Raw genomic sequence first — 18,851 nt, 5'->3', positions numbered from 1 at the left:
CTGATGGAGAGAATGTTCTCTCAAAACTAGATAACAATGTTCATTTTTCACATTAGAATATAGGTTAAGTCCTCGATCTATTAGTATCTGTCAGCTCCACGTGTCACCACGCTTCCACCTCAGACCTATCAACCTGATCATCTTTCAGGGATCTTACTTCCTTGCGGAATGGGAAATCTCATCTTGAGGGGGGCTTCATGCTTAGATGCTTTCAGCACTTATCCCGTCCGCACATAGCTACCCAGCGATGCCCTTGGCAGAACAACTGGTACACCAGCGGTGCGTCCATCCCGGTCCTCTCGTACTAAGGACAGCTCCTCTCAAATTTCCTGCGCCCGCGACGGATAGGGACCGAACTGTCTCACGACGTTCTGAACCCAGCTCGCGTACCGCTTTAATGGGCGAACAGCCCAACCCTTGGGACCGACTACAGCCCCAGGATGCGATGAGCCGACATCGAGGTGCCAAACCTCCCCGTCGATGTGGACTCTTGGGGGAGATAAGCCTGTTATCCCCGGGGTAGCTTTTATCCGTTGAGCGATGGCCCTTCCATGCGGAACCACCGGATCACTAAGCCCGACTTTCGTCCCTGCTCGACTTGTAGGTCTCGCAGTCAAGCTCCCTTGTGCCTTTACACTCTGCGAATGATTTCCAACCATTCTGAGGGAACCTTTGGGCGCCTCCGTTACATTTTAGGAGGCGACCGCCCCAGTCAAACTGCCCACCTGACACTGTCTCCCTGCCCGATAAGGGCAGCGGGTTAGAAGGTCAATACAGCCAGGGTAGTATCCCACCGATGCCTCCACCGAAGCTAGCGCTCCGGTTTCCAAGGCTCCTACCTATCCTGTACAAGCTGTACCAACATTCAATATCAGGCTGCAGTAAAGCTCCACGGGGTCTTTCCGTCCTGTCGCGGGTAACCTGCATCTTCACAGGTACTATAATTTCACCGAGTCTCTCGTTGAGACAGTGCCCAGATCGTTGCGCCTTTCGTGCGGGTCGGAACTTACCCGACAAGGAATTTCGCTACCTTAGGACCGTTATAGTTACGGCCGCCGTTTACTGGGGCTTCAATTCGCACCTTCGCTTACGCTAAGCGCTCCTCTTAACCTTCCAGCACCGGGCAGGCGTCAGCCCCTATACTTCGCCTTACGGCTTCGCAGAGACCTGTGTTTTTGCTAAACAGTCGCCTGGGCCTATTCACTGCGGCTTCTCGGGGCTTTAACACCCTAAGAAGCACCCCTTCTCCCGAAGTTACGGGGTCATTTTGCCGAGTTCCTTAACGAGAGTTCTCTCGATCACCTTAGGATTCTCTCCTCGCCTACCTGTGTCGGTTTGCGGTACGGGCACCTCTCACCTCGCTAGAGGCTTTTCTTGGCAGTGTGGAATCAGGAACTTCGCTACTAAATTTCGCTCGCCATCACAGCTCAGCCTTCACGGGAAACGGATTTGCCTATTTCCCAGCCTAACTGCTTGGACGCGGATATCCAATACCGCGCTTACCCTATCCTCCTGCGTCCCCCCATTGCTCAAATGGTGAGGAGGTGGTACAGGAATATCAACCTGTTGTCCATCGCCTACGCCTTTCGGCCTCGGCTTAGGTCCCGACTAACCCTGAGCGGACGAGCCTTCCTCAGGAAACCTTAGGCATTCGGTGGACGGGATTCTCACCCGTCTTTCGCTACTCATACCGGCATTCTCACTTCTAAGCGCTCCACCAGTCCTTCCGGTCTGACTTCACTGCACTTAGAACGCTCTCCTACCACTGTTCGTAAGAACAGTCCGCAGCTTCGGTGATACGTTTAGCCCCGGTACATTTTCGGCGCAGAGTCACTCGACCAGTGAGCTATTACGCACTCTTTAAATGGTGGCTGCTTCTAAGCCAACATCCTGGTTGTCTAAGCAACTCCACATCCTTTTCCACTTAACGTATACTTTGGGACCTTAGCTGGCGGTCTGGGCTGTTTCCCTTTCGACTACGGATCTTATCACTCGCAGTCTGACTCCCAAGGATAAGTCATCGGCATTCGGAGTTTGACTGAATTCGGTAACCCGGTAGGGGCCCCTAGTCCAATCAGTGCTCTACCTCCGAGACTCTTACCTTGAGGCTAGCCCTAAAGCTATTTCGGAGAGAACCAGCTATCTCCAGGTTCGATTGGCATTTCACCCCTACCCACACCTCATCCCCGCACTTTTCAACGTGCGTGGGTTCGGGCCTCCATTCAGTGTTACCTGAACTTCACCCTGGACATGGGTAGATCACCTGGTTTCGGGTCTACGACCACGTACTCATGCGCCCTATTCAGACTCGCTTTCGCTGCGGCTCCGCATCTTCTGCTTAACCTTGCACGGGATCGTAACTCGCCGGTTCATTCTACAAAAGGCACGCCATCACCCGTTAACGGGCTCTGACTACTTGTAGGCACACGGTTTCAGGATCTATTTCACTCCCCTTCCGGGGTGCTTTTCACCTTTCCCTCACGGTACTGGTTCACTATCGGTCACTAGGGAGTATTTAGCCTTGGGAGATGGTCCTCCCGGATTCCGACGGAATTTCACGTGTTCCGCCGTACTCAGGATCCACTCTGGAGAGAACAACATTTCAGTTACAGGGCTGTTACCTTCTTTGGCGGGCCTTTCCAGACCTCTTCGCTTATATCGTTCCTTTGTAACTCCGTATAGAGTGTCCTACAACCCCAAGAGGCAAGCCTCTTGGTTTGGGCTGTTCCCGTTTCGCTCGCCGCTACTCAGGGAATCGCATTTGCTTTCTCTTCCTCCGGGTACTTAGATGTTTCAGTTCCCCGGGTATGCCTTCTCATACTCTATGTATTCAAGTATGGATACTACTCCATTACGAGCAGTGGGTTTCCCCATTCGGAAATCTCCGGATCAAAGCTTGCTTACAGCTCCCCGAAGCATATCGGTGTTCGTCCCGTCCTTCATCGGCTCCTAGTGCCAAGGCATCCACCGTGCGCCCTTTCTAACTTAACCATTTCTTACTTTAGAAAGAATCACTATGTGTGATGAACTTTGCATTGCATTCAATGTGAATGTATTACTTATTGTTATCTAGTTTTCAAAGAACAATCCTGTCTCGCTAGAGACATGTTTGAAGGAATGATCCTTCAAAACTAAACAAGACGAAAAACGTACGCTGCTCCATATATCCTTAGAAAGGAGGTGATCCAGCCGCACCTTCCGATACGGCTACCTTGTTACGACTTCACCCCAATCATCTGCCCCACCTTCGGCGGCTGGCTCCATAAAGGTTACCTCACCGACTTCGGGTGTTGCAAACTCTCGTGGTGTGACGGGCGGTGTGTACAAGGCCCGGGAACGTATTCACCGCGGCATGCTGATCCGCGATTACTAGCGATTCCAGCTTCACGCAGTCGAGTTGCAGACTGCGATCCGAACTGAGAACAGATTTGTGGGATTGGCTAAACCTTGCGGTCTCGCAGCCCTTTGTTCTGTCCATTGTAGCACGTGTGTAGCCCAGGTCATAAGGGGCATGATGATTTGACGTCATCCCCACCTTCCTCCGGTTTGTCACCGGCAGTCACCTTAGAGTGCCCAACTAAATGCTGGCAACTAAGATCAAGGGTTGCGCTCGTTGCGGGACTTAACCCAACATCTCACGACACGAGCTGACGACAACCATGCACCACCTGTCACTCTGTCCCCGAAGGGAAAGCCCTATCTCTAGGGTTGTCAGAGGATGTCAAGACCTGGTAAGGTTCTTCGCGTTGCTTCGAATTAAACCACATGCTCCACCGCTTGTGCGGGCCCCCGTCAATTCCTTTGAGTTTCAGTCTTGCGACCGTACTCCCCAGGCGGAGTGCTTAATGCGTTAGCTGCAGCACTAAGGGGCGGAAACCCCCTAACACTTAGCACTCATCGTTTACGGCGTGGACTACCAGGGTATCTAATCCTGTTCGCTCCCCACGCTTTCGCTCCTCAGCGTCAGTTACAGACCAGAGAGTCGCCTTCGCCACTGGTGTTCCTCCACATCTCTACGCATTTCACCGCTACACGTGGAATTCCACTCTCCTCTTCTGCACTCAAGTTTCCCAGTTTCCAATGACCCTCCCCGGTTGAGCCGGGGGCTTTCACATCAGACTTAAGAAACCGCCTGCGAGCCCTTTACGCCCAATAATTCCGGACAACGCTTGCCACCTACGTATTACCGCGGCTGCTGGCACGTAGTTAGCCGTGGCTTTCTGGTTAGGTACCGTCAAGGTGCAAGCAGTTACTCTTGCACTTGTTCTTCCCTAACAACAGAGCTTTACGATCCGAAAACCTTCATCACTCACGCGGCGTTGCTCCGTCAGACTTTCGTCCATTGCGGAAGATTCCCTACTGCTGCCTCCCGTAGGAGTCTGGGCCGTGTCTCAGTCCCAGTGTGGCCGATCACCCTCTCAGGTCGGCTACGCATCGTCGCCTTGGTGAGCCGTTACCTCACCAACTAGCTAATGCGCCGCGGGTCCATCTGTAAGTGACAGCCGAAACCGTCTTTCATCCTTGAACCATGCGGTTCAAGGAACTATCCGGTATTAGCTCCGGTTTCCCGGAGTTATCCCAGTCTTACAGGCAGGTTACCCACGTGTTACTCACCCGTCCGCCGCTAACATCCGGGAGCAAGCTCCCTTCTGTCCGCTCGACTTGCATGTATTAGGCACGCCGCCAGCGTTCGTCCTGAGCCAGGATCAAACTCTCCGAAAAAGTACAAAACCGAAGTTTTGTTTTTCGTCAGCGTTTGACTGACTACCTATGATGTATCATAGGATTTTTTATAAAAACTCGAATTAACAGGTACGTTTTGTCTTGTTTAGTTTTCAAAGATCATTTTTTTAAAAATGGAGCGGGTGATGAGAATCGAACTCACGACATCAGCTTGGAAGGCTGAGGTTTTACCACTAAACTACACCCGCGTGGTTAAATGTTATTGGCGCGCCCGAGAGGAGTCGAACCCCTAACCTTTTGATCCGTAGTCAAACGCTCTATCCAATTGAGCTACGGGCGCTTAATCAGGCGACTTAATTATCTTAACATATCGTTTTTATTAAGTCAACATCTTTTTAAAGTTTGTTTGTCGTATCTGTCTGAGCATCAGTGTTTCAGATGCGTCATCAGCGACGAATAAAAATATACCATGGATCATACAAAAGGGTCAATACATTTTTCTAAAAAAGTTTAATGTTTTTTAAGAAGTGCTCTTTTGTTAGATAAATAGAGTTTCAATCGCCCTATTTTCATTTCTTTCTTCATAATTCTAATGATTCTTAAATAAAATCTTTCTAAATCCAAAGGAGGACAAAACATGGTCACCTAGAATTTTTATTTATTGGAAAATTCTTAATATTTTCCATGCATTTAAAGGAGGTAGGAGATGATGAAAAAGTTTGTCGCTTTTCAAATCATGATCGCTTTGGTGATAGGAGCTCTTATCGGCCACTTCTTCCCTGATTTCGGAATGGCACTGCGGCCCATTGGGGATGGCTTTATCCGATTGATTAAAATGATTGTAGTCCCTATTGTTTTCTCTACGATTGTCATCGGCGCAGCTGGCAGCGGTGGAATGAAGAAAATGGGCAGTCTCGGATTAAAGACAATCATTTGGTTTGAAGTCATTACGACCATCGTTCTTGGAATCGGGCTTTTATTGGCCAACGTGTTAAAGCCAGGCGTTGGACTCGATTTCTCTCAATTAGCTAAGAAAGATATTGGGGAACTCGATGGTTATACTCAAAAGGTCGTCGATTTTAAACAGATGGTTTTAGACATCATTCCAACCAATATCATCGATGTCATGGCTCAGAATGATTTACTAGCAGTGATTTTCTTCGCTATTTTATTCGGTGTAGCCGCAAGCGGTATTGGGAAAGCTTCTGCTCCTGTCCTTACCTTCTTTGAATCAGTAGCACAAATTATGTTTAAGCTCACACAAATGGTCATGGTGACAGCTCCTATTGGAGTTTTAGCATTAATGGCAGCTTCTGTCGGACAATACGGCATTGTTTTACTCATTCCTATGATGAAACTTGTTGGCACTGTCTTCTTAGGATTGTTTATTATTCTATTTGTTTTGTTCCCTCTTGTCGCACTGATCTTCCGTTTTAACTACTTCGAAGTGTTGAAAATGATTTGGGATTTGTTTTTGGTTGCCTTCTCTACTACAAGTACAGAAACTGTTCTTCCACAGCTCATGTCACGGATGGAGAAATACGGCTGCCCAAAAAGAATCGTTTCCTTCGTCATCCCGTCAGGTCTTTCTCTTAATTGCGATGGTTCAAGTTTATATTTATCGGTTTCCTGTGTGTTTCTTGCACAAGCGTTTGGTGTCGATATGAGTTTATCACAGCAGCTCCTCATGATGCTTGTCCTTGTTTTAACAAGTAAAGGCATTGCAGCTGTCCCGTCTGGCTCACTTGTCGTTCTTTTGGCAACAGCTCATGCAGTAGGTCTACCAGCAGAAGGTGTCGCTATTATCGCCGGGGTTGACCGGATTATGGATATGGCTCGAACAGGCGTGAATGTTCCTGGACATGCGGTTGCCTGTATTGTCGTTTCTAAATGGGAAAAAGTATTCCGAGAGTCTGCATGGGAAGTTCCAAAAGCAGGTGAAGAAACAAAAGGAATGTAATGTTTTTTATGAAGGAAAGGGGTCGCCCTTTCCTTTTTTTATGGCAAAAATGTCTGCTTCAGCACGGCTTTACCTTCTTGTTGCAACTGCACCTCCGCATATGCTCCGTTAATGAGGGTCATTTGCGGCGGTACGTGTCCACAATCAATATCGTAAACAATCGGTATGTGTAATTCTTTATGCAATTCTTCATATAGATCCGTATATTCATATCCTTCCACAGGAGTGTCCACTGCACTCCTGCCAAACATGATGCCAGAGCAATGATCAAACCAGCCCGCTAGTTTTAATTGAACAAGAGACCTCTTCATGCTCGCAGCATTTAATTCACAGTTTTCAAAATACCATAGAATGGGTTCACCTTTCAGGTATGTTTCTTGAAAAGCTTTGACATCTCCAAAAGGCGTGCCAGCTAAGTGCCGGATCACATCAATACAGCCACCCATCAGTCTTCCCTTCATCGTCGTCTCTAAGTGATCAACAGTACGCCATGCGGTTGGCTCGGTTAAATGAAAGACATGAATGCTTGGATGGTCATACTGCCATTCCTTTTGATACATATCAGAAGAAAATTGAGTAACGTCCTTTTTCTCTGGAGTGGAAAGTATTTGTTCCCACATAGCCGTCACCTGATCAAGCTCTTCCCCCTGAAGATCCACCAGGTTCGGTCCATGCGCTGTCGCAATGCCTGTGTTTAATGTCAAAGCTAATAGAAGGAGACTTGTATCTGAGTAACCAAGAATCCACTTTTTTTGCATCACTGAGAAATCAAGATGCTCTAACACTTCAATAAGCAGCTGTCCCCCCCATGGCGGGATGATGTGGTCAATCTCATGACAAGTCATCATCCGCTGTAACTCATTTGCTCGCTTGATCGCAGGGGCTGATTTCGCTTTTTCCTGCTGCCATACTGTCTCTCCACATATGACTTCATAGCCTCTTTTTTTCATCCGATCGCAAGACAGTTGAAACATCTCATGCAAAGAGGGTTGTACACCTGAGGATGGTGCTGTCACACCAATTGTTTGTCCCTTTTTCAAATGCGGATACTGGATCATCCTGCTCACCTTCACCTTCTATGAGTCTCTCATCTATTCATTGTAAAGAAAATTCCCCTTCTCCAAGGGGAATCTCGTCTTACTCTCTCTGACGCAGGACAGTATATACACCTGCGAAAATACACAAAATCCCAACAAACGAACGTAAGCCCATCTCTTCACCTAGAAGCATCCATCCAAGGACCGTGCCAACGATTGGTTGAAAGAAGAAAAACAGACCACCGCTTGAAGCGTCCATCAGTTGAAGCCCTCTATTCCACAAAAAGAAAGCAAGGGCCGTTGAGATGATACCTAGATACAGAATGCCGCCCCATATTTCCGGTCTTGCCATTTGCTGCACATCAAGATGAGGCAAACGAAACAAGACAGGTGGTGTTAATACGATAAAGGCCACAATGATCGCATATGTTGTCGTCACTACTTGAGGATACTTTCCTGGAACTCGTTTCAAAAGAACAGACATGAGCGCCCATGTTAATGCAGCAATAACCAGTGAAAGACCACCAACAAACTCATCCGTTTGAACAGCGACAGGCCCAATCATCGTCAGCACACCTACTGTAGCAAGCAGAATGGAGACACACTTTCTCACTGTGAATGATTCTTTTAATAGAAAGAAAGCGAAAAGCACCATAAAAGCAGGTGTGGCCGATGTGATGACGGCACCCATTTGTGCAGACGTATACATTGTGCCAATTTCTTGGGTCACGATCGAGAGAAAGTTGCCAATCAATCCAATCGCCACAATCAGCGGGATATCCTTTTTGTCTAATCGAAAAGAGTAACCCAAACGCCAAATCGTGAACACAAGAACGACTCCAGCTATTGCATATCTCATCCAGACAAGCTCAAGTGGCGGGACCACCGCAACTGTTACTTTGACCACTACATACATACCGCCCCAAATACTAGCAGCTAACGCTAAGTAAAGGGCTCCTATATATTTTTCATTCATTTTTTCCCCTCCGTTACTGGATATATTCACTGCGATATCCACAAACGGAGATCACTCTCCGTTATGGACGGAGGTGATTTGGTACATCATGTTCAAATAAAGGCTTCCATTGCATATCAGTCACCCCAATTGTTTTTATTTTCTGATTACTTTATAACAAAATCTGGTTCACTTCAATCCTTTTTTATCGCCATGTTTCTTCATATAATAGAAGTTCAATAGGATTGACATGATGAATTCGTTTTCTTATAGTAAGTAAAACAATTGATGTTTACACAGAAAAGGAGTAGAGGTCTTTGGATGTTGAAGCTAGGAAACACATTCCCACTGCCGGAAACGAACCGTTTCTTGAGGGAATAAGAGATTGTGTGCCAACCTTGCTTGGTTATATGAGCATTGGGTTTGCCTTTGGAATTGTTGGCATTAGTTCGCAGTTAAGTATATGGGAAATCGCGCTGCTCTCTATCTTTATTTATGCTGGCGCTTCACAGTTTATCATCTGTGCATTACTTGTGACAGGAAGCCCCCTTTCCGCTATTATTTTCACCACGTTCATTGTCAATTTACGGCATTTGTTACTCAGCCTTACGCTTGCCCCCCATTTTACACGCTACTCCGTTATGCAGAACATCGGGTTTGGTCTTCTGCTTACTGATGAATCCTTTGGCGTAGCGATGAATAAATTAGCACAGCAAGGAAAATTGAATAACAGATGGATGCATGGACTGAATATTACAGCTTATTTATGCTGGATTGCTGCGTGTACACTTGGCGGAATATTCGGACACTGGATTTCAAATCCAGAGGCGCTTGGTCTTGATTTTGCCCTATCCGCGATGTTTGCTGCGCTGCTCATTCTTTCTTTACAGACGGTGCCAAAAAATAAGCTAACCCATCGCTTGTCACTTGTTTTATATATGTTTGTTGCGATGTTTGTGCTGCTTCATTTTGTTCCTTCACACGTGGCTGTTTTGTTGGCAACTGTGCTTGTTGCCACTATTGGGGTGGTGACAGATAAATGATTAGTAGTTTTATGTTATGGCTCATTCTTGGCTGTATGATTGTGACCATCATCCCAAGAGTCGTTCCATTTTTATTTGTAAGGAGTATCCAGATGCCAGAAGTGGTGCTCAAATGGTTATCGTTTATTCCTATTTGTATATTTACCGCTTTGATTGCAGAACATCTTTTCATACATACTACAGAAGGCGTCACCATTCACTGGATGTACCTTGCTGTCTTGGTTCCAACTGTGTTAATTGCTATTTGGACAAAAAGCTTGTCCCTCACCGTTCTAGTAGGCGTCATGCTGATGGGCACAGCTAGATGGTTTTTCTAATAGAAAAAGCTTAACCGGATGCGGTTAAGCTTTTTGTCATTTTACGATACCGTATATAAAGCCGTCATAGCCTTTTTCGCCAACAGTTTGAATAGCGGTTGCTTCAATTCTCGACTCTTGTTTGAGTAAATCGAAAAATTCACGCGTTCCCTTCACTCGCTCATCTTGATCAGAGGCATGGAGAACTGCCCCATTTCTGACCACATTGTCTGCAATAATGACTGTTCCCTTTTTTGAGAAATGTAACGCCCACTTCAAATATTGCGGGTTGTTTGGTTTGTCTGCATCAATGAAAATCAAATCGAACGGTAGCGTGTCCTGTTCTTTTAACTGAGATAAAGTATCTAACGCTTTTCCTTGTAAAATGGTGACACGTTCTGCAAGGCCTGCTCTGTCTATATTTTGCTGTGCTGTTTCTGCATGATGACTGACAGCCTCTAATGTCATGAGTTCTCCATCCGCTTCAAGTGCACGGGCAAGCCAAATGGTACTATAACCGCCAAGTGTACCGATTTCTAAAATGCGCTTTGCCCCCTTGGTTTTTGCTAACAAATAAAGCAGTTTTCCTTGGGCCGGCGACACATCTATTTCTGGTAACCCGGCTTGCTTATTCTTGATAAGAGTTTGCTCCAATACGTCATCTTTGGCCATCAATTTGTCTTTGATATACTCGTCAACTTTCCCCCATACTTGCTCCATTTCATCCATCTCCCTTGTTCATGTCTTCTATTTAAAGTCTACATGACGGAAGCAAGAATTTATAATCAATTCTTTTCACACACCTATTGATTTTATTGATGAAAGGTATGCGATGATGGATACATGGGGCGAGTACCTGCAAGTATGTGCAAACTACTGATTCAGCTTATTTTTCACGTCACCTTTTTTATCTTGAAGCTTTCCTTTTACTTGATCTTTCTTTCCTTCTGCTTTCAGGTTTTCACGATCTGTCGCTTCGCCAAGTTTTTCTTTCACTTGACCTTTGACTTGATTTGTTTTTCCTTTCGCTTTATCCATATGTCCATTTTGTTCACTCATTTGTTCCACCTCCACGTTTGATACTGTTTATTTATCCTTTTTGCACATGACAAAACATCTGAGTGTGCTGTGTGCGCGTTTCAGGTATGATAGACATAATGGAATGAAAGGTTGGTGGTCTGTTCAATGATCATTTCTGAAAGTATGTTCACTGTACGTGGTGTGACCTATCGTATTCGCTCTGCTGCATTAGCAGATGCCAAACAGTTATCAACTCTCAGACTGAAAATCGATGGTGAAACCGAATATTTAGATCGTGAACCGGGTGAAGCTTTTATTGATGAGAAAGGGTTCGAGGCGTTGATTCAAGAGGATTCCAATGAATGCCGTCATCTCTTTTTAGTTGCAGATATTGAAGGAGACATTGTCGGTTTTTCAAGATGCGAAGGACATTCTCTTAAGCGCTCTGCTCACAAAGTAACGTTTGGCGTCGCCGTACAGAAGGCCGCTTGGGGCTATCACATCGGGAAAGAACTTTTAGCTACATCGATCGACTGGGCAGATCAGCAAGGCATTCAAAAGATGTCACTTCAAGTAATGGAAACCAATCAAAAAGCCATTCGTTTATATGAACACTATGGCTTTGAGATTGAAGGCTTGTTAAAAAAAGATAAACGGCTGGCGGACGGCATGTATTATGATACGGTTGTGATGGGCAGGCAGCGGCCAGTCTCCTGACCGCTTACATGACATAACTCCAGATCATCGAAATCGCACTATACATAAGCAGCAGCCCCATGACGAACTGGAACGGCCGCTGATAAAGAGTTAAAAAACGCTTGAATACAGAGCCAAATAAACTCCAGCTAAATGTGCCTAAAAAACCAATGATGGCGAGAATCAGCGTCAACAACATGTATTGCATATTGGACTGTCCATAAGGCAGAACAAAAGTGGAAATGACGGTTAACCCATACAAAATGGCTTTCGGATTAATAAATTGCAGCAGCATCCCCGGGATAAAATGATTATAGCGGTCTAGTGTTTCGTCATCTCCGCCTTTACTTTTCATGATTTTGACAGCCAAATAGATCATGTAACCGGCTCCGATGAAAGCCATGACCCAGTCTATTTTCGGCATGACTTGATAAAGAATCATATTGAAGAAACCGCTCAAACATAAAATGACCAAAAATCCGATCCCAACCCCTAAACAAAATCGAAATGTTTGCTTGACCCCATATTTATTCGTAAAGACCATCGCCATGATATTATTCGGCCCAGGGGTGAAGCTGGTAACAAAAGCATAAATCAACATGGAAACAATCAAATCGTTACCTCCTTTTCATACGTTATTTAGACCTAAAAGTCTTTATTGCGTATATTACGTTTCATTGTACTATTCGGTCGTTATAAAGTAAATAAAAGAAAGGAGTTTTTTCATGGAGGATGTACAATCAATTATTGCTAGAAATGTCAAACTGCTAAGAGAGCAAAAGAAATTAAGCCTAGAAAAGATGGCTGAGGTAACAAGTGTGAGTAAAACGATGATTGGGCAAATCGAAAGAGGAGAATCCACACCGACCATCACCACTCTATGGAAAATCGCCAATGGGTTGAAGGTGTCTTTTAGTGAACTCATATACGCACCGCAACCTGAAATTAAGATCGTGCGAAAAGAAGAAGGACAAGTTTTAACCGAGGACGAGGGAAAGTATCGGGTATATACGACGTTCCCATTTGATGACCTGAGAAAATTTGAAGTCTATCAGGTAGAAATTGATCCTCATGGGTCGTTAAGTGCGGAAGAACATATCGGCGGTACAGAGGAATTGATTACCGTATTTGAGGGAGCACTTGATTTATCGATCGGTGATGAGCAATACACATTACAAGCTGGCGACTCGATTCGGTTTAAAGCTGACCGTGCCCATGAGTATAAACAATCAGGAGAACAGATGGTAAGGATGCAAATGATTCTTTATTATCCCCATTAAAAAAAGCTGACAGGCTTGTCCACCTGTCAGCTTTACATTTTATATTTAATTAAATCCTGGATCGCGTACAACCGTTCCAGTAAAGGTAACTCTATATTTTCCTAAACCTAACTCTTCAATTGACGATTGATAGAGAATACCGACCCATCCATCCTTTGCATATGTAATACTTGATGGGATGTTTGACGTCGTATATGTTCTCGTTTCCGAGACGGTTCGACTTGCTTGTACCGTTACTTCACTGCTTACTTTCCCCTTCGCTTCTACTGGGACAGCGGTGACACCCGCACCCGTAAAAACAATTGCTCCAACCAAAACAGAAGTTATGACCTTTTTCATACAAAAATCCCTCCCTTTTTTTGTTGAACATATTAACCATACCATAATTTAGAACTTTAGTAAGTTATTTTTTCATTTTTTTGAAATTTATGATATGATTGTCTTATGCTGGATAGAGGGTGTTACATACTTCTATGCTTTTATCCTCACCTCGTTCTAGTGAAACAATTGATAACGGAGGTGATTTCATGAAAAAATGGCTTATCTGTTTTCAACTTGTTTTCCTCTTCACCTTGACGGCCACACCATTTGCTTCTGCTGCTTCATGCCCTACAGTGAAACCATGTGTTATTGATCCTTAAGCATAAGAAAAAGTCGATCAAGCCTATTCACTTGATCGACTTTTTTGTTATGCTTGTTCGGCTTCCCAGCGAGCAACCTCTTCTCTTACTTTAGGAGCCACTTCTTTCCCAAATAACTCAATAGCTTTCAGCACTTGATCATGCGGCATCGAACCGACCGGTACGTGCAGCATGAAGCGCGTAATGCCTACATTTTTTCGCAGATGAATCACTTTCTCTGCTACGGCATCTGGATCTCCTACATACAATGCACCTTCTAATGTTCTTGCTGCATCGAATGTAGAACGGGTATAAGGTCCCCAGCCTCGTTCTCTTGCTAATGTATTCATGACATGCTGTGTAGAAGGGAAGAATTGATCTGCTGCTAATTCTGTTTCCTCCGCAACAAATCCATGTGAATGGGATGCCACCGTTAATTTCTCAGGATCATGTCCAGCGTGAATCGCAGCTTGCTTGTAGAGCTGCACTAGCGGTGCGAACTGTCTAGGGCTACCGCCAATAATGGCAAGGACAAGTGGTAATCCTAATAATCCAGCACGTACGACAGATTCTCTGTTTCCTCCACTGCCAATCCAGATGGGAAGCGGATCTTGAACAGGTCTTGGGTATACGCCGACATCCTGAATGGCTGGACGGTGCTTACCGCTCCACGTCACACGCTCTGACTGCTGTAATTTCAACAGTAAATCTAGTTTTTCTTCAAATAATTCTTCATAATCATCTAAGTCATAGCCAAAAAGCGGGAACGATTCAATAAATGATCCACGGCCAGCCATGATCTCTGCACGCCCGTTAGAAAGGCCATCTAATGTCGCAAAATCTTGAAACACACGAACAGGATCTGCCGATGAAAGAACAGTTACGGCACTTGTCAGACGAATATTCTTTGTTTGCGTTGCCGCAGCTGCTAATACGACTGCTGGATTTGATGCGGCGAAATCTTCACGATGATGCTCTCCTACACCAAAAACGTCCAGACCCACTTGATCTGCTAAAATAATTTCTTCTACTACTTCACGAATACGCTGTGCGTGGCTGACTGTTTTTCCTGTTTGAAAATCAGGTGTTGTTTCTACAAATGTACTAATTCCTAGTTCCATGAATGGAACCCCCTATCTTATAAATATGTCACAAATTCAGAGACCGGCTTGCGATAGCCTCTCGCTTGTCTGCTTTCTACTTTTTCTTTTCCGAGTGTAATCATTAATACAGGAACCAAATCTGATTCGATGTTTAACACCTTTTTCATTGCTTCGGGGTCAAAGCCGATCATCGGGCAAGTATCCCACCCCTTGTTTTTGGCGGCAAGCATAAATAGCATGGCAGATAATGAAGCATTGCGAATTGCCTCTTCTTTCTGAAAGTCTGATCCTCTCTGCACATAAAAACTCATCGTCTCTCTGACCATTTCCTCATATTGTTGCGCATTTAAGATGCCGAGCATTTTTAGGCCTTCATAAATGTTTCCTGCTTGCTCATAAGCTTTCGGATCGCCGAGTACAATGATCGCTGCTGAAGCGGAATGCACCTTATATTGTCCAAATGCAGCATCTCTTACTTGCTCTTTAAGCGCTTCTGATTGGACGACGACATATTGCGTATGCTGTAAATTAAAGGCTGAAGGTGCCAGCTTCACTTCTTCAAAGATACTATTAAGCTCTTCTCTCGAAATCGAGATATTTGGCAAAAAATTTGATGCTGATCGTCTTTCACGTACCAATGTATCAAAGCTGTGTGTCATCTTGTTTCCCCTTTTCGTGAAGTTGTTTTGCACCTAAACCGATTTTTTTCAACCATTCAATGAGCTGTTCTTTTTCCTCTGTTTCGATAAAGGACAGATTTTGTGAAATGAAATCTGTATGTTTTGGAAAAATATCGTCAAATAGCTGTTTCCCTTTATCTGTCAGTAATACATGGAATACACGTTTATCAGAAGGTGCACATTGTCTTTTGACTAATTCTTGCTTTTCTAATTTGTTGACCACATAGGTGATGCTCCCACTTGGAATGGATAGAATCTCACTAATTTTTTGAACGGGATGCGGTCCCTTACTATACAGTAATTCAAGAATTTGAAAGTTTTCAAATCCGATATCATAACGTTCAATGTCTTTTTGGATGTTTGCAAAAAGGGCATGGTAGGCTTTCATCCACACTCGGAAAAGCCTTAAGTCTAATTCCTGATCTTGCTGCACCATGGCAACTACTCCTTTTTCAATAAATCCTAAAAATAGGATAAATTTATCCTAACACTAGGATATTTTCTTGTCAACGTGTTTGTTTGATTAAAAAAAAGACCCCTGTGATTCAGTGGTCTTCTTTTAACACAAAATGCATTTCAGCAATTTGTTTGTATTGATTCACTTGTTGTAATGAAAATCTAGATTCCTGTTCAGTTGGAGGGAAAAGAGGGATTCCTTTTCCAATCATGACAGGTGCGATTTGGAGATACAGCTCATCGACTAATTTTTCTTTTAATAATGCTTGAAGCAGTTCCCCGCCTCCTACTATCCAGATATGCTGCCCTTTTTCATTTTTTTAAGTTGTGGATAAATGAGAGAACATCTTCACGAATGATACGGGTTCCTGTATGACTGTCTTGTAAAGTGCGAGAAACGATATAACATGTCTTGTCTTCATAAGGAAACCCATCAGGTGAGAGCTTTAGAACCTGTTCGTATGTGTTCCGTCCCATGATCAGCGTATCGACTGAAGCATAAAATTCCTCATATCTCGTATCCTCTTCGCCCTCTGTTCCTATGAGCCAATCTAAACGGTGATCATCCCTTGCTAAATATCCATCAATGCTCATTGCCCCATAAAATAGTAATTTCCTTTTCAATCTCACCACTCCCCGCCTGAAATAAGAACGTATATTCCCACTTTAACAGAAAGAATAGATAAATGATATATGATTAATTCGTTTCTTACGATTCCTGTTCTACCTTCATAAGAAGCTTGTACAAGATGTGTGCAAGCTGCCCCGCTTCAACTGTCATCCCTTCATGAATCCATTCCTCCAGTACACCAACAACACCAGACACAACAAATGAGGCCACAATCTGTTCATGCTCCGTAATTTGACGCTGATCAAGCTGCCACTCTTTCATGATTTTTTCTTTAAAAAACGATTTAAATTGATTCGTCGTTGGGCTATTCGGTTTGACAAATAACGTCATCATGAATTGTTTTTCTTTTAAATACTCAGTTGTTTTGTTTAAAAAGGACAGCATATCAAGCGGGTCCTGGCTTGGAAACGATTCATCGTATAGTCCGCCAAGCTGATCGAATAGTTCCTTCTCAAGCTGTTCATGCAAATCAAATACATCTTGGTAGTGCAAATAAAAGGTCCCTCTTCCTAAATCCGCTCTTCTAGATAGCTCTGATACTGTAATTTGCTGAACATCTTTTTCCTTTAAAAGCTCAAGAAAGCTTTCCCGTATCGCCTTTTTGGTTTTGATTGTTCGTCTGTCCTTCATCAAACACCCTCCATTTTTGAACAATCTGGCTATACCTGTCTATTTATGAACAAGAGATCATTCATTGCCGATGTTCGGTTTATTTTCCTCTTATTATAATAGACACATGTTCAATAATCTATATCTGTTCAAAAAAAAGGAGGGCCATCTTATGTTTCAATTCAGACTTGCTAGAGAGGATGAACTGCCTCAAGTGGCAGCGTTGTTAGATGATTCATTTCAGAACTATTCATTTTTTGATTTATTATGCGAAAAGGTTACCAAGCGTGCTGCTTTCGCCCGTCAGCTGCATTTGATCAATACAAGGGTATATTTTCAGCATCAAATCTGTTTGGTCGGGGTTGAGAACGAGAAAATTGTGTCTGCCGCCCTGTTAAAACATCCCCGTCTTCCTGAACCAGGACTCATGGATTATGTGTTATCTGGTGGGTTAAAGTTGCTCTTTACTGGTGGCATATCGGCGATTCAGCATGTGTTCCGTATGTTAAAGGAGGCAAAAAAAGCGTGTTCTTCCTTAAAGAAACCTTACTGGTATTTAGAAGCTCTTGTCGTTGCAAAAGACCAACAAGGAAAAAAACTTGGAAGCCGTATGTTAAAGCAATGTCTTTTCCCCTTTATCGCCCGGCAAGGCGGCGGACTGTTCACACTGATTACACACAACGAGGCCAATCGTCATTTCTATCGAAAAAATGGGTGGACGGAGTTTGATGAGAGAGTACTGCACGGAGAAGACATGTCGCTAGCAAGCTGGAGTTATAAAACCGTGATCAAATAAGGTATCTTCTTCAAGGGATGATATAATAGAAGCAGTTCAGACAATGATCATACTTGGAGGAGAGACTGATGATACGACGACTTGATCATATCGTGTTGACTGTACAACATATGGAGGAAACCATTCGCTTTTATACAAACGTATTAGGAATGAAGGAAGAAACTTTTGGAGAAGGCCGTAAAGCCCTTCGTTTTGGCTTACAAAAGATCAACCTTCATGAAGTGGGTCATGAATTCGAACCAAAAGCTAATCATCCCAAGCCTGGATCTGCTGACTTGTGTTTTATCACCGATTTAGATATAGACAGTTTATTGCTTCATCTTCGAAAGCAGGTTGTTCCAATTGAAGAAGGTCCGGTCAGACGTTCTGGTGCATTAGGTCCGATTGAATCCATTTATATCCGTGATCCTGATATGAACTTAATTGAAATCTCCCGATATATAGAGGAGGCTGATCCATCATGACTCGATTATTCTTGAGACCGATTGAAGAAAAAGATTATCCTGGTATTCATAGAGGATGCCAGCATGCAGAAACACTTTATATGACTGGCACACGCAAAACGTTCACACTAGAAGAAATTCGTTCAGCCTATACCCGTTTTCTACTGGATGACAGTAGACGAGACTTTGCTATTTGTCTGCTAGACACGAAAGAAATGATCGGGGATGCGGCGATTGTAGATATTGATCCGATAAACCATACGGCAAGTTTCCGCATTGCGCTACATGGTCCAGAGCATTTTCACAAAGGATATGGCACTGAGGCTGTTCGGATGGTTCAAACATTTGCCTTTGAGACGTTAGAACTCAATCGGCTTGAGCTTGAAGTTTTTTCCCATAACCCACGAGCCTTTCGAAGCTATGAGAAAGCCGGATTTCAATATGAAGGAAAAAGACGTCAAGCGCTCTATTTCAACGGTGCTTATTCGGATGTCATCATGATGGGCATCCTTCGTGAGGAATACGATAGAATCAAATCATAAA

General features: G+C 44.1%; 18 protein-coding genes, 2 tRNA genes, 2 rRNA genes and 1 pseudogene. 8 read left to right on the top strand and 15 right to left on the bottom strand.

Features of this window, described 5'->3' with window-relative positions; genetic code table 11:
- Positions 1-60: 60 nt before the first annotated feature.
- From AC0VYC_RS02960 to AC0VYC_RS02945, 4 genes are all read right to left on the bottom strand, one after another.
- Positions 61-2,991: ribosomal RNA gene (locus AC0VYC_RS02960) — 23S ribosomal RNA — on the bottom strand.
- 182 nt (positions 2,992-3,173) lie between these two features.
- A 16S ribosomal RNA gene (locus tag AC0VYC_RS02955) occupies positions 3,174-4,722 on the bottom strand.
- Together the 16S and 23S rRNA genes with 2 tRNA genes alongside form the textbook arrangement of a ribosomal RNA operon.
- A 135-nt stretch (positions 4,723-4,857) precedes the next feature.
- Positions 4,858-4,931, bottom strand: a tRNA-Gly gene (locus AC0VYC_RS02950).
- A 15-nt stretch (positions 4,932-4,946) separates the two neighbouring features.
- Positions 4,947-5,023 (bottom strand) — tRNA-Arg (locus AC0VYC_RS02945).
- A 369-nt stretch (positions 5,024-5,392) separates the two neighbouring features.
- Between AC0VYC_RS02945 and gltP the strand changes: the two genes are divergently transcribed.
- Positions 5,393-6,643 (top strand): glutamate-aspartate/proton symporter GltP, encoded by a 1,251-nt coding sequence (gene gltP / locus AC0VYC_RS02940; protein WP_024719154.1) that lies wholly within the window; start codon positions 5,393-5,395, stop codon positions 6,641-6,643.
- Between the two features lie 38 nt (positions 6,644-6,681).
- Here the strand turns inward: gltP and AC0VYC_RS02935 are convergent, their stop codons facing one another.
- A complete protein-coding gene (locus tag AC0VYC_RS02935; protein WP_144680405.1) occupies positions 6,682-7,701 on the bottom strand; it encodes a S66 family peptidase in 1,020 nt (339 codons plus the stop codon).
- A 79-nt stretch (positions 7,702-7,780) separates the two neighbouring features.
- A complete protein-coding gene (locus tag AC0VYC_RS02930; protein WP_024719156.1) occupies positions 7,781-8,656 on the bottom strand; it encodes a DMT family transporter in 876 nt (291 codons plus the stop codon).
- 296 nt (positions 8,657-8,952) lie between these two features.
- Here AC0VYC_RS02930 and AC0VYC_RS02925 point away from each other — a divergent pair, with 296 nt between their 5' ends.
- Positions 8,953-9,678: an AzlC family ABC transporter permease gene (locus tag AC0VYC_RS02925; RefSeq protein WP_475389384.1), complete on the top strand. Its 726-nt coding sequence runs from the start codon at positions 8,953-8,955 to the stop codon at positions 9,676-9,678.
- Complete coding sequence (locus tag AC0VYC_RS02920; RefSeq protein ID WP_058336356.1) at positions 9,675-9,995, top strand: AzlD domain-containing protein; 321 nt, start codon at positions 9,675-9,677, stop codon at positions 9,993-9,995. The genes AC0VYC_RS02925 and AC0VYC_RS02920 overlap by 4 nt, the downstream gene beginning before the upstream one ends.
- 36 nt (positions 9,996-10,031) lie before the next feature.
- On the opposite strand, the gene AC0VYC_RS02915 is transcribed toward AC0VYC_RS02920, so the two are convergent.
- Together AC0VYC_RS02915 and AC0VYC_RS02910 are read right to left on the bottom strand one after the other, a co-directional pair.
- On the bottom strand, positions 10,032-10,694 hold the full coding sequence (locus AC0VYC_RS02915; protein WP_045035200.1) for an O-methyltransferase: 663 nt from the start codon (positions 10,692-10,694) through the stop codon (positions 10,032-10,034).
- Positions 10,695-10,847: 153 nt separating this feature from the next.
- Positions 10,848-11,033: a CsbD family protein gene (locus AC0VYC_RS02910; protein ID WP_024719159.1), complete on the bottom strand. Its 186-nt coding sequence runs from the start codon at positions 11,031-11,033 to the stop codon at positions 10,848-10,850.
- Positions 11,034-11,159: 126 nt separating this feature from the next.
- Between AC0VYC_RS02910 and AC0VYC_RS02905 the strand changes: the two genes are divergently transcribed.
- On the top strand, positions 11,160-11,711 hold the full coding sequence (locus tag AC0VYC_RS02905; protein WP_024719160.1) for a GNAT family N-acetyltransferase: 552 nt from the start codon (positions 11,160-11,162) through the stop codon (positions 11,709-11,711).
- A gap of 4 nt (positions 11,712-11,715) precedes the next feature.
- Here AC0VYC_RS02905 and AC0VYC_RS02900 read toward each other — a convergent pair whose 3' ends face one another.
- A complete protein-coding gene (locus tag AC0VYC_RS02900; protein WP_138278161.1) occupies positions 11,716-12,303 on the bottom strand; it encodes a LysE family transporter in 588 nt (195 codons plus the stop codon).
- Between the two features lie 112 nt (positions 12,304-12,415).
- Here AC0VYC_RS02900 and AC0VYC_RS02895 point away from each other — a divergent pair, with 112 nt between their 5' ends.
- Positions 12,416-12,970 carry a helix-turn-helix domain-containing protein gene (locus AC0VYC_RS02895; RefSeq protein WP_024719162.1) on the top strand — a complete coding sequence of 185 codons (555 nt, stop codon included), beginning with the start codon at positions 12,416-12,418 and terminating at the stop codon, positions 12,968-12,970.
- A 45-nt stretch (positions 12,971-13,015) separates the two neighbouring features.
- Here the strand turns inward: AC0VYC_RS02895 and AC0VYC_RS02890 are convergent, their stop codons facing one another.
- The 6 genes and pseudogenes from AC0VYC_RS02890 to AC0VYC_RS02865 all read right to left on the bottom strand — a co-directional run bounded on the left by AC0VYC_RS02890 (position 13,016) and on the right by AC0VYC_RS02865 (position 17,090).
- Positions 13,016-13,309: a hypothetical protein gene (locus AC0VYC_RS02890; RefSeq protein WP_039170195.1), complete on the bottom strand. Its 294-nt coding sequence runs from the start codon at positions 13,307-13,309 to the stop codon at positions 13,016-13,018.
- 349 nt (positions 13,310-13,658) lie between these two features.
- Positions 13,659-14,711 (bottom strand): LLM class flavin-dependent oxidoreductase, encoded by a 1,053-nt coding sequence (locus tag AC0VYC_RS02885; RefSeq protein ID WP_017358431.1) that lies wholly within the window; start codon positions 14,709-14,711, stop codon positions 13,659-13,661.
- Between the two features lie 17 nt (positions 14,712-14,728).
- Positions 14,729-15,352, bottom strand: coding sequence for a nitroreductase family protein (locus AC0VYC_RS02880; RefSeq protein WP_039170198.1), 624 nt, complete (start codon positions 15,350-15,352; stop codon positions 14,729-14,731).
- Positions 15,336-15,809 (bottom strand): MarR family winged helix-turn-helix transcriptional regulator, encoded by a 474-nt coding sequence (locus AC0VYC_RS02875; RefSeq protein WP_427273491.1) that lies wholly within the window; start codon positions 15,807-15,809, stop codon positions 15,336-15,338. Before AC0VYC_RS02875 ends, AC0VYC_RS02880 begins: the two co-directional genes overlap by 17 nt.
- Positions 15,810-15,918: 109 nt before the next feature.
- Positions 15,919-16,423, bottom strand: a pseudogene (locus AC0VYC_RS02870) (dihydrofolate reductase family protein).
- Between the two features lie 115 nt (positions 16,424-16,538).
- A complete protein-coding gene (locus AC0VYC_RS02865; protein WP_024719167.1) occupies positions 16,539-17,090 on the bottom strand; it encodes a TetR/AcrR family transcriptional regulator in 552 nt (183 codons plus the stop codon).
- 151 nt (positions 17,091-17,241) lie between these two features.
- Here AC0VYC_RS02865 and AC0VYC_RS02860 point away from each other — a divergent pair, with 151 nt between their 5' ends.
- From AC0VYC_RS02860 to AC0VYC_RS02850, 3 genes are all read left to right on the top strand, one after another.
- The gene (locus AC0VYC_RS02860; protein WP_256689038.1) at positions 17,242-17,865 is read left to right on the top strand and encodes a GNAT family N-acetyltransferase; all 624 of its coding nucleotides are present in this window, start codon (positions 17,242-17,244) and stop codon (positions 17,863-17,865) included.
- A 68-nt stretch (positions 17,866-17,933) separates the two neighbouring features.
- Positions 17,934-18,329 (top strand): VOC family protein, encoded by a 396-nt coding sequence (locus AC0VYC_RS02855; protein WP_256689037.1) that lies wholly within the window; start codon positions 17,934-17,936, stop codon positions 18,327-18,329.
- Positions 18,326-18,850 (top strand): GNAT family N-acetyltransferase, encoded by a 525-nt coding sequence (locus AC0VYC_RS02850; RefSeq protein ID WP_024719169.1) that lies wholly within the window; start codon positions 18,326-18,328, stop codon positions 18,848-18,850. The genes AC0VYC_RS02855 and AC0VYC_RS02850 overlap by 4 nt, the downstream gene beginning before the upstream one ends.
- The last annotated feature ends 1 nt before the right edge of the window (position 18,851 follow it).

The sequence above is a fragment of the Bacillus sp. iso_77 genome, assembly GCF_056173625.1.
This window is presented reverse-complemented; position numbering and strand designations above follow the sequence as displayed.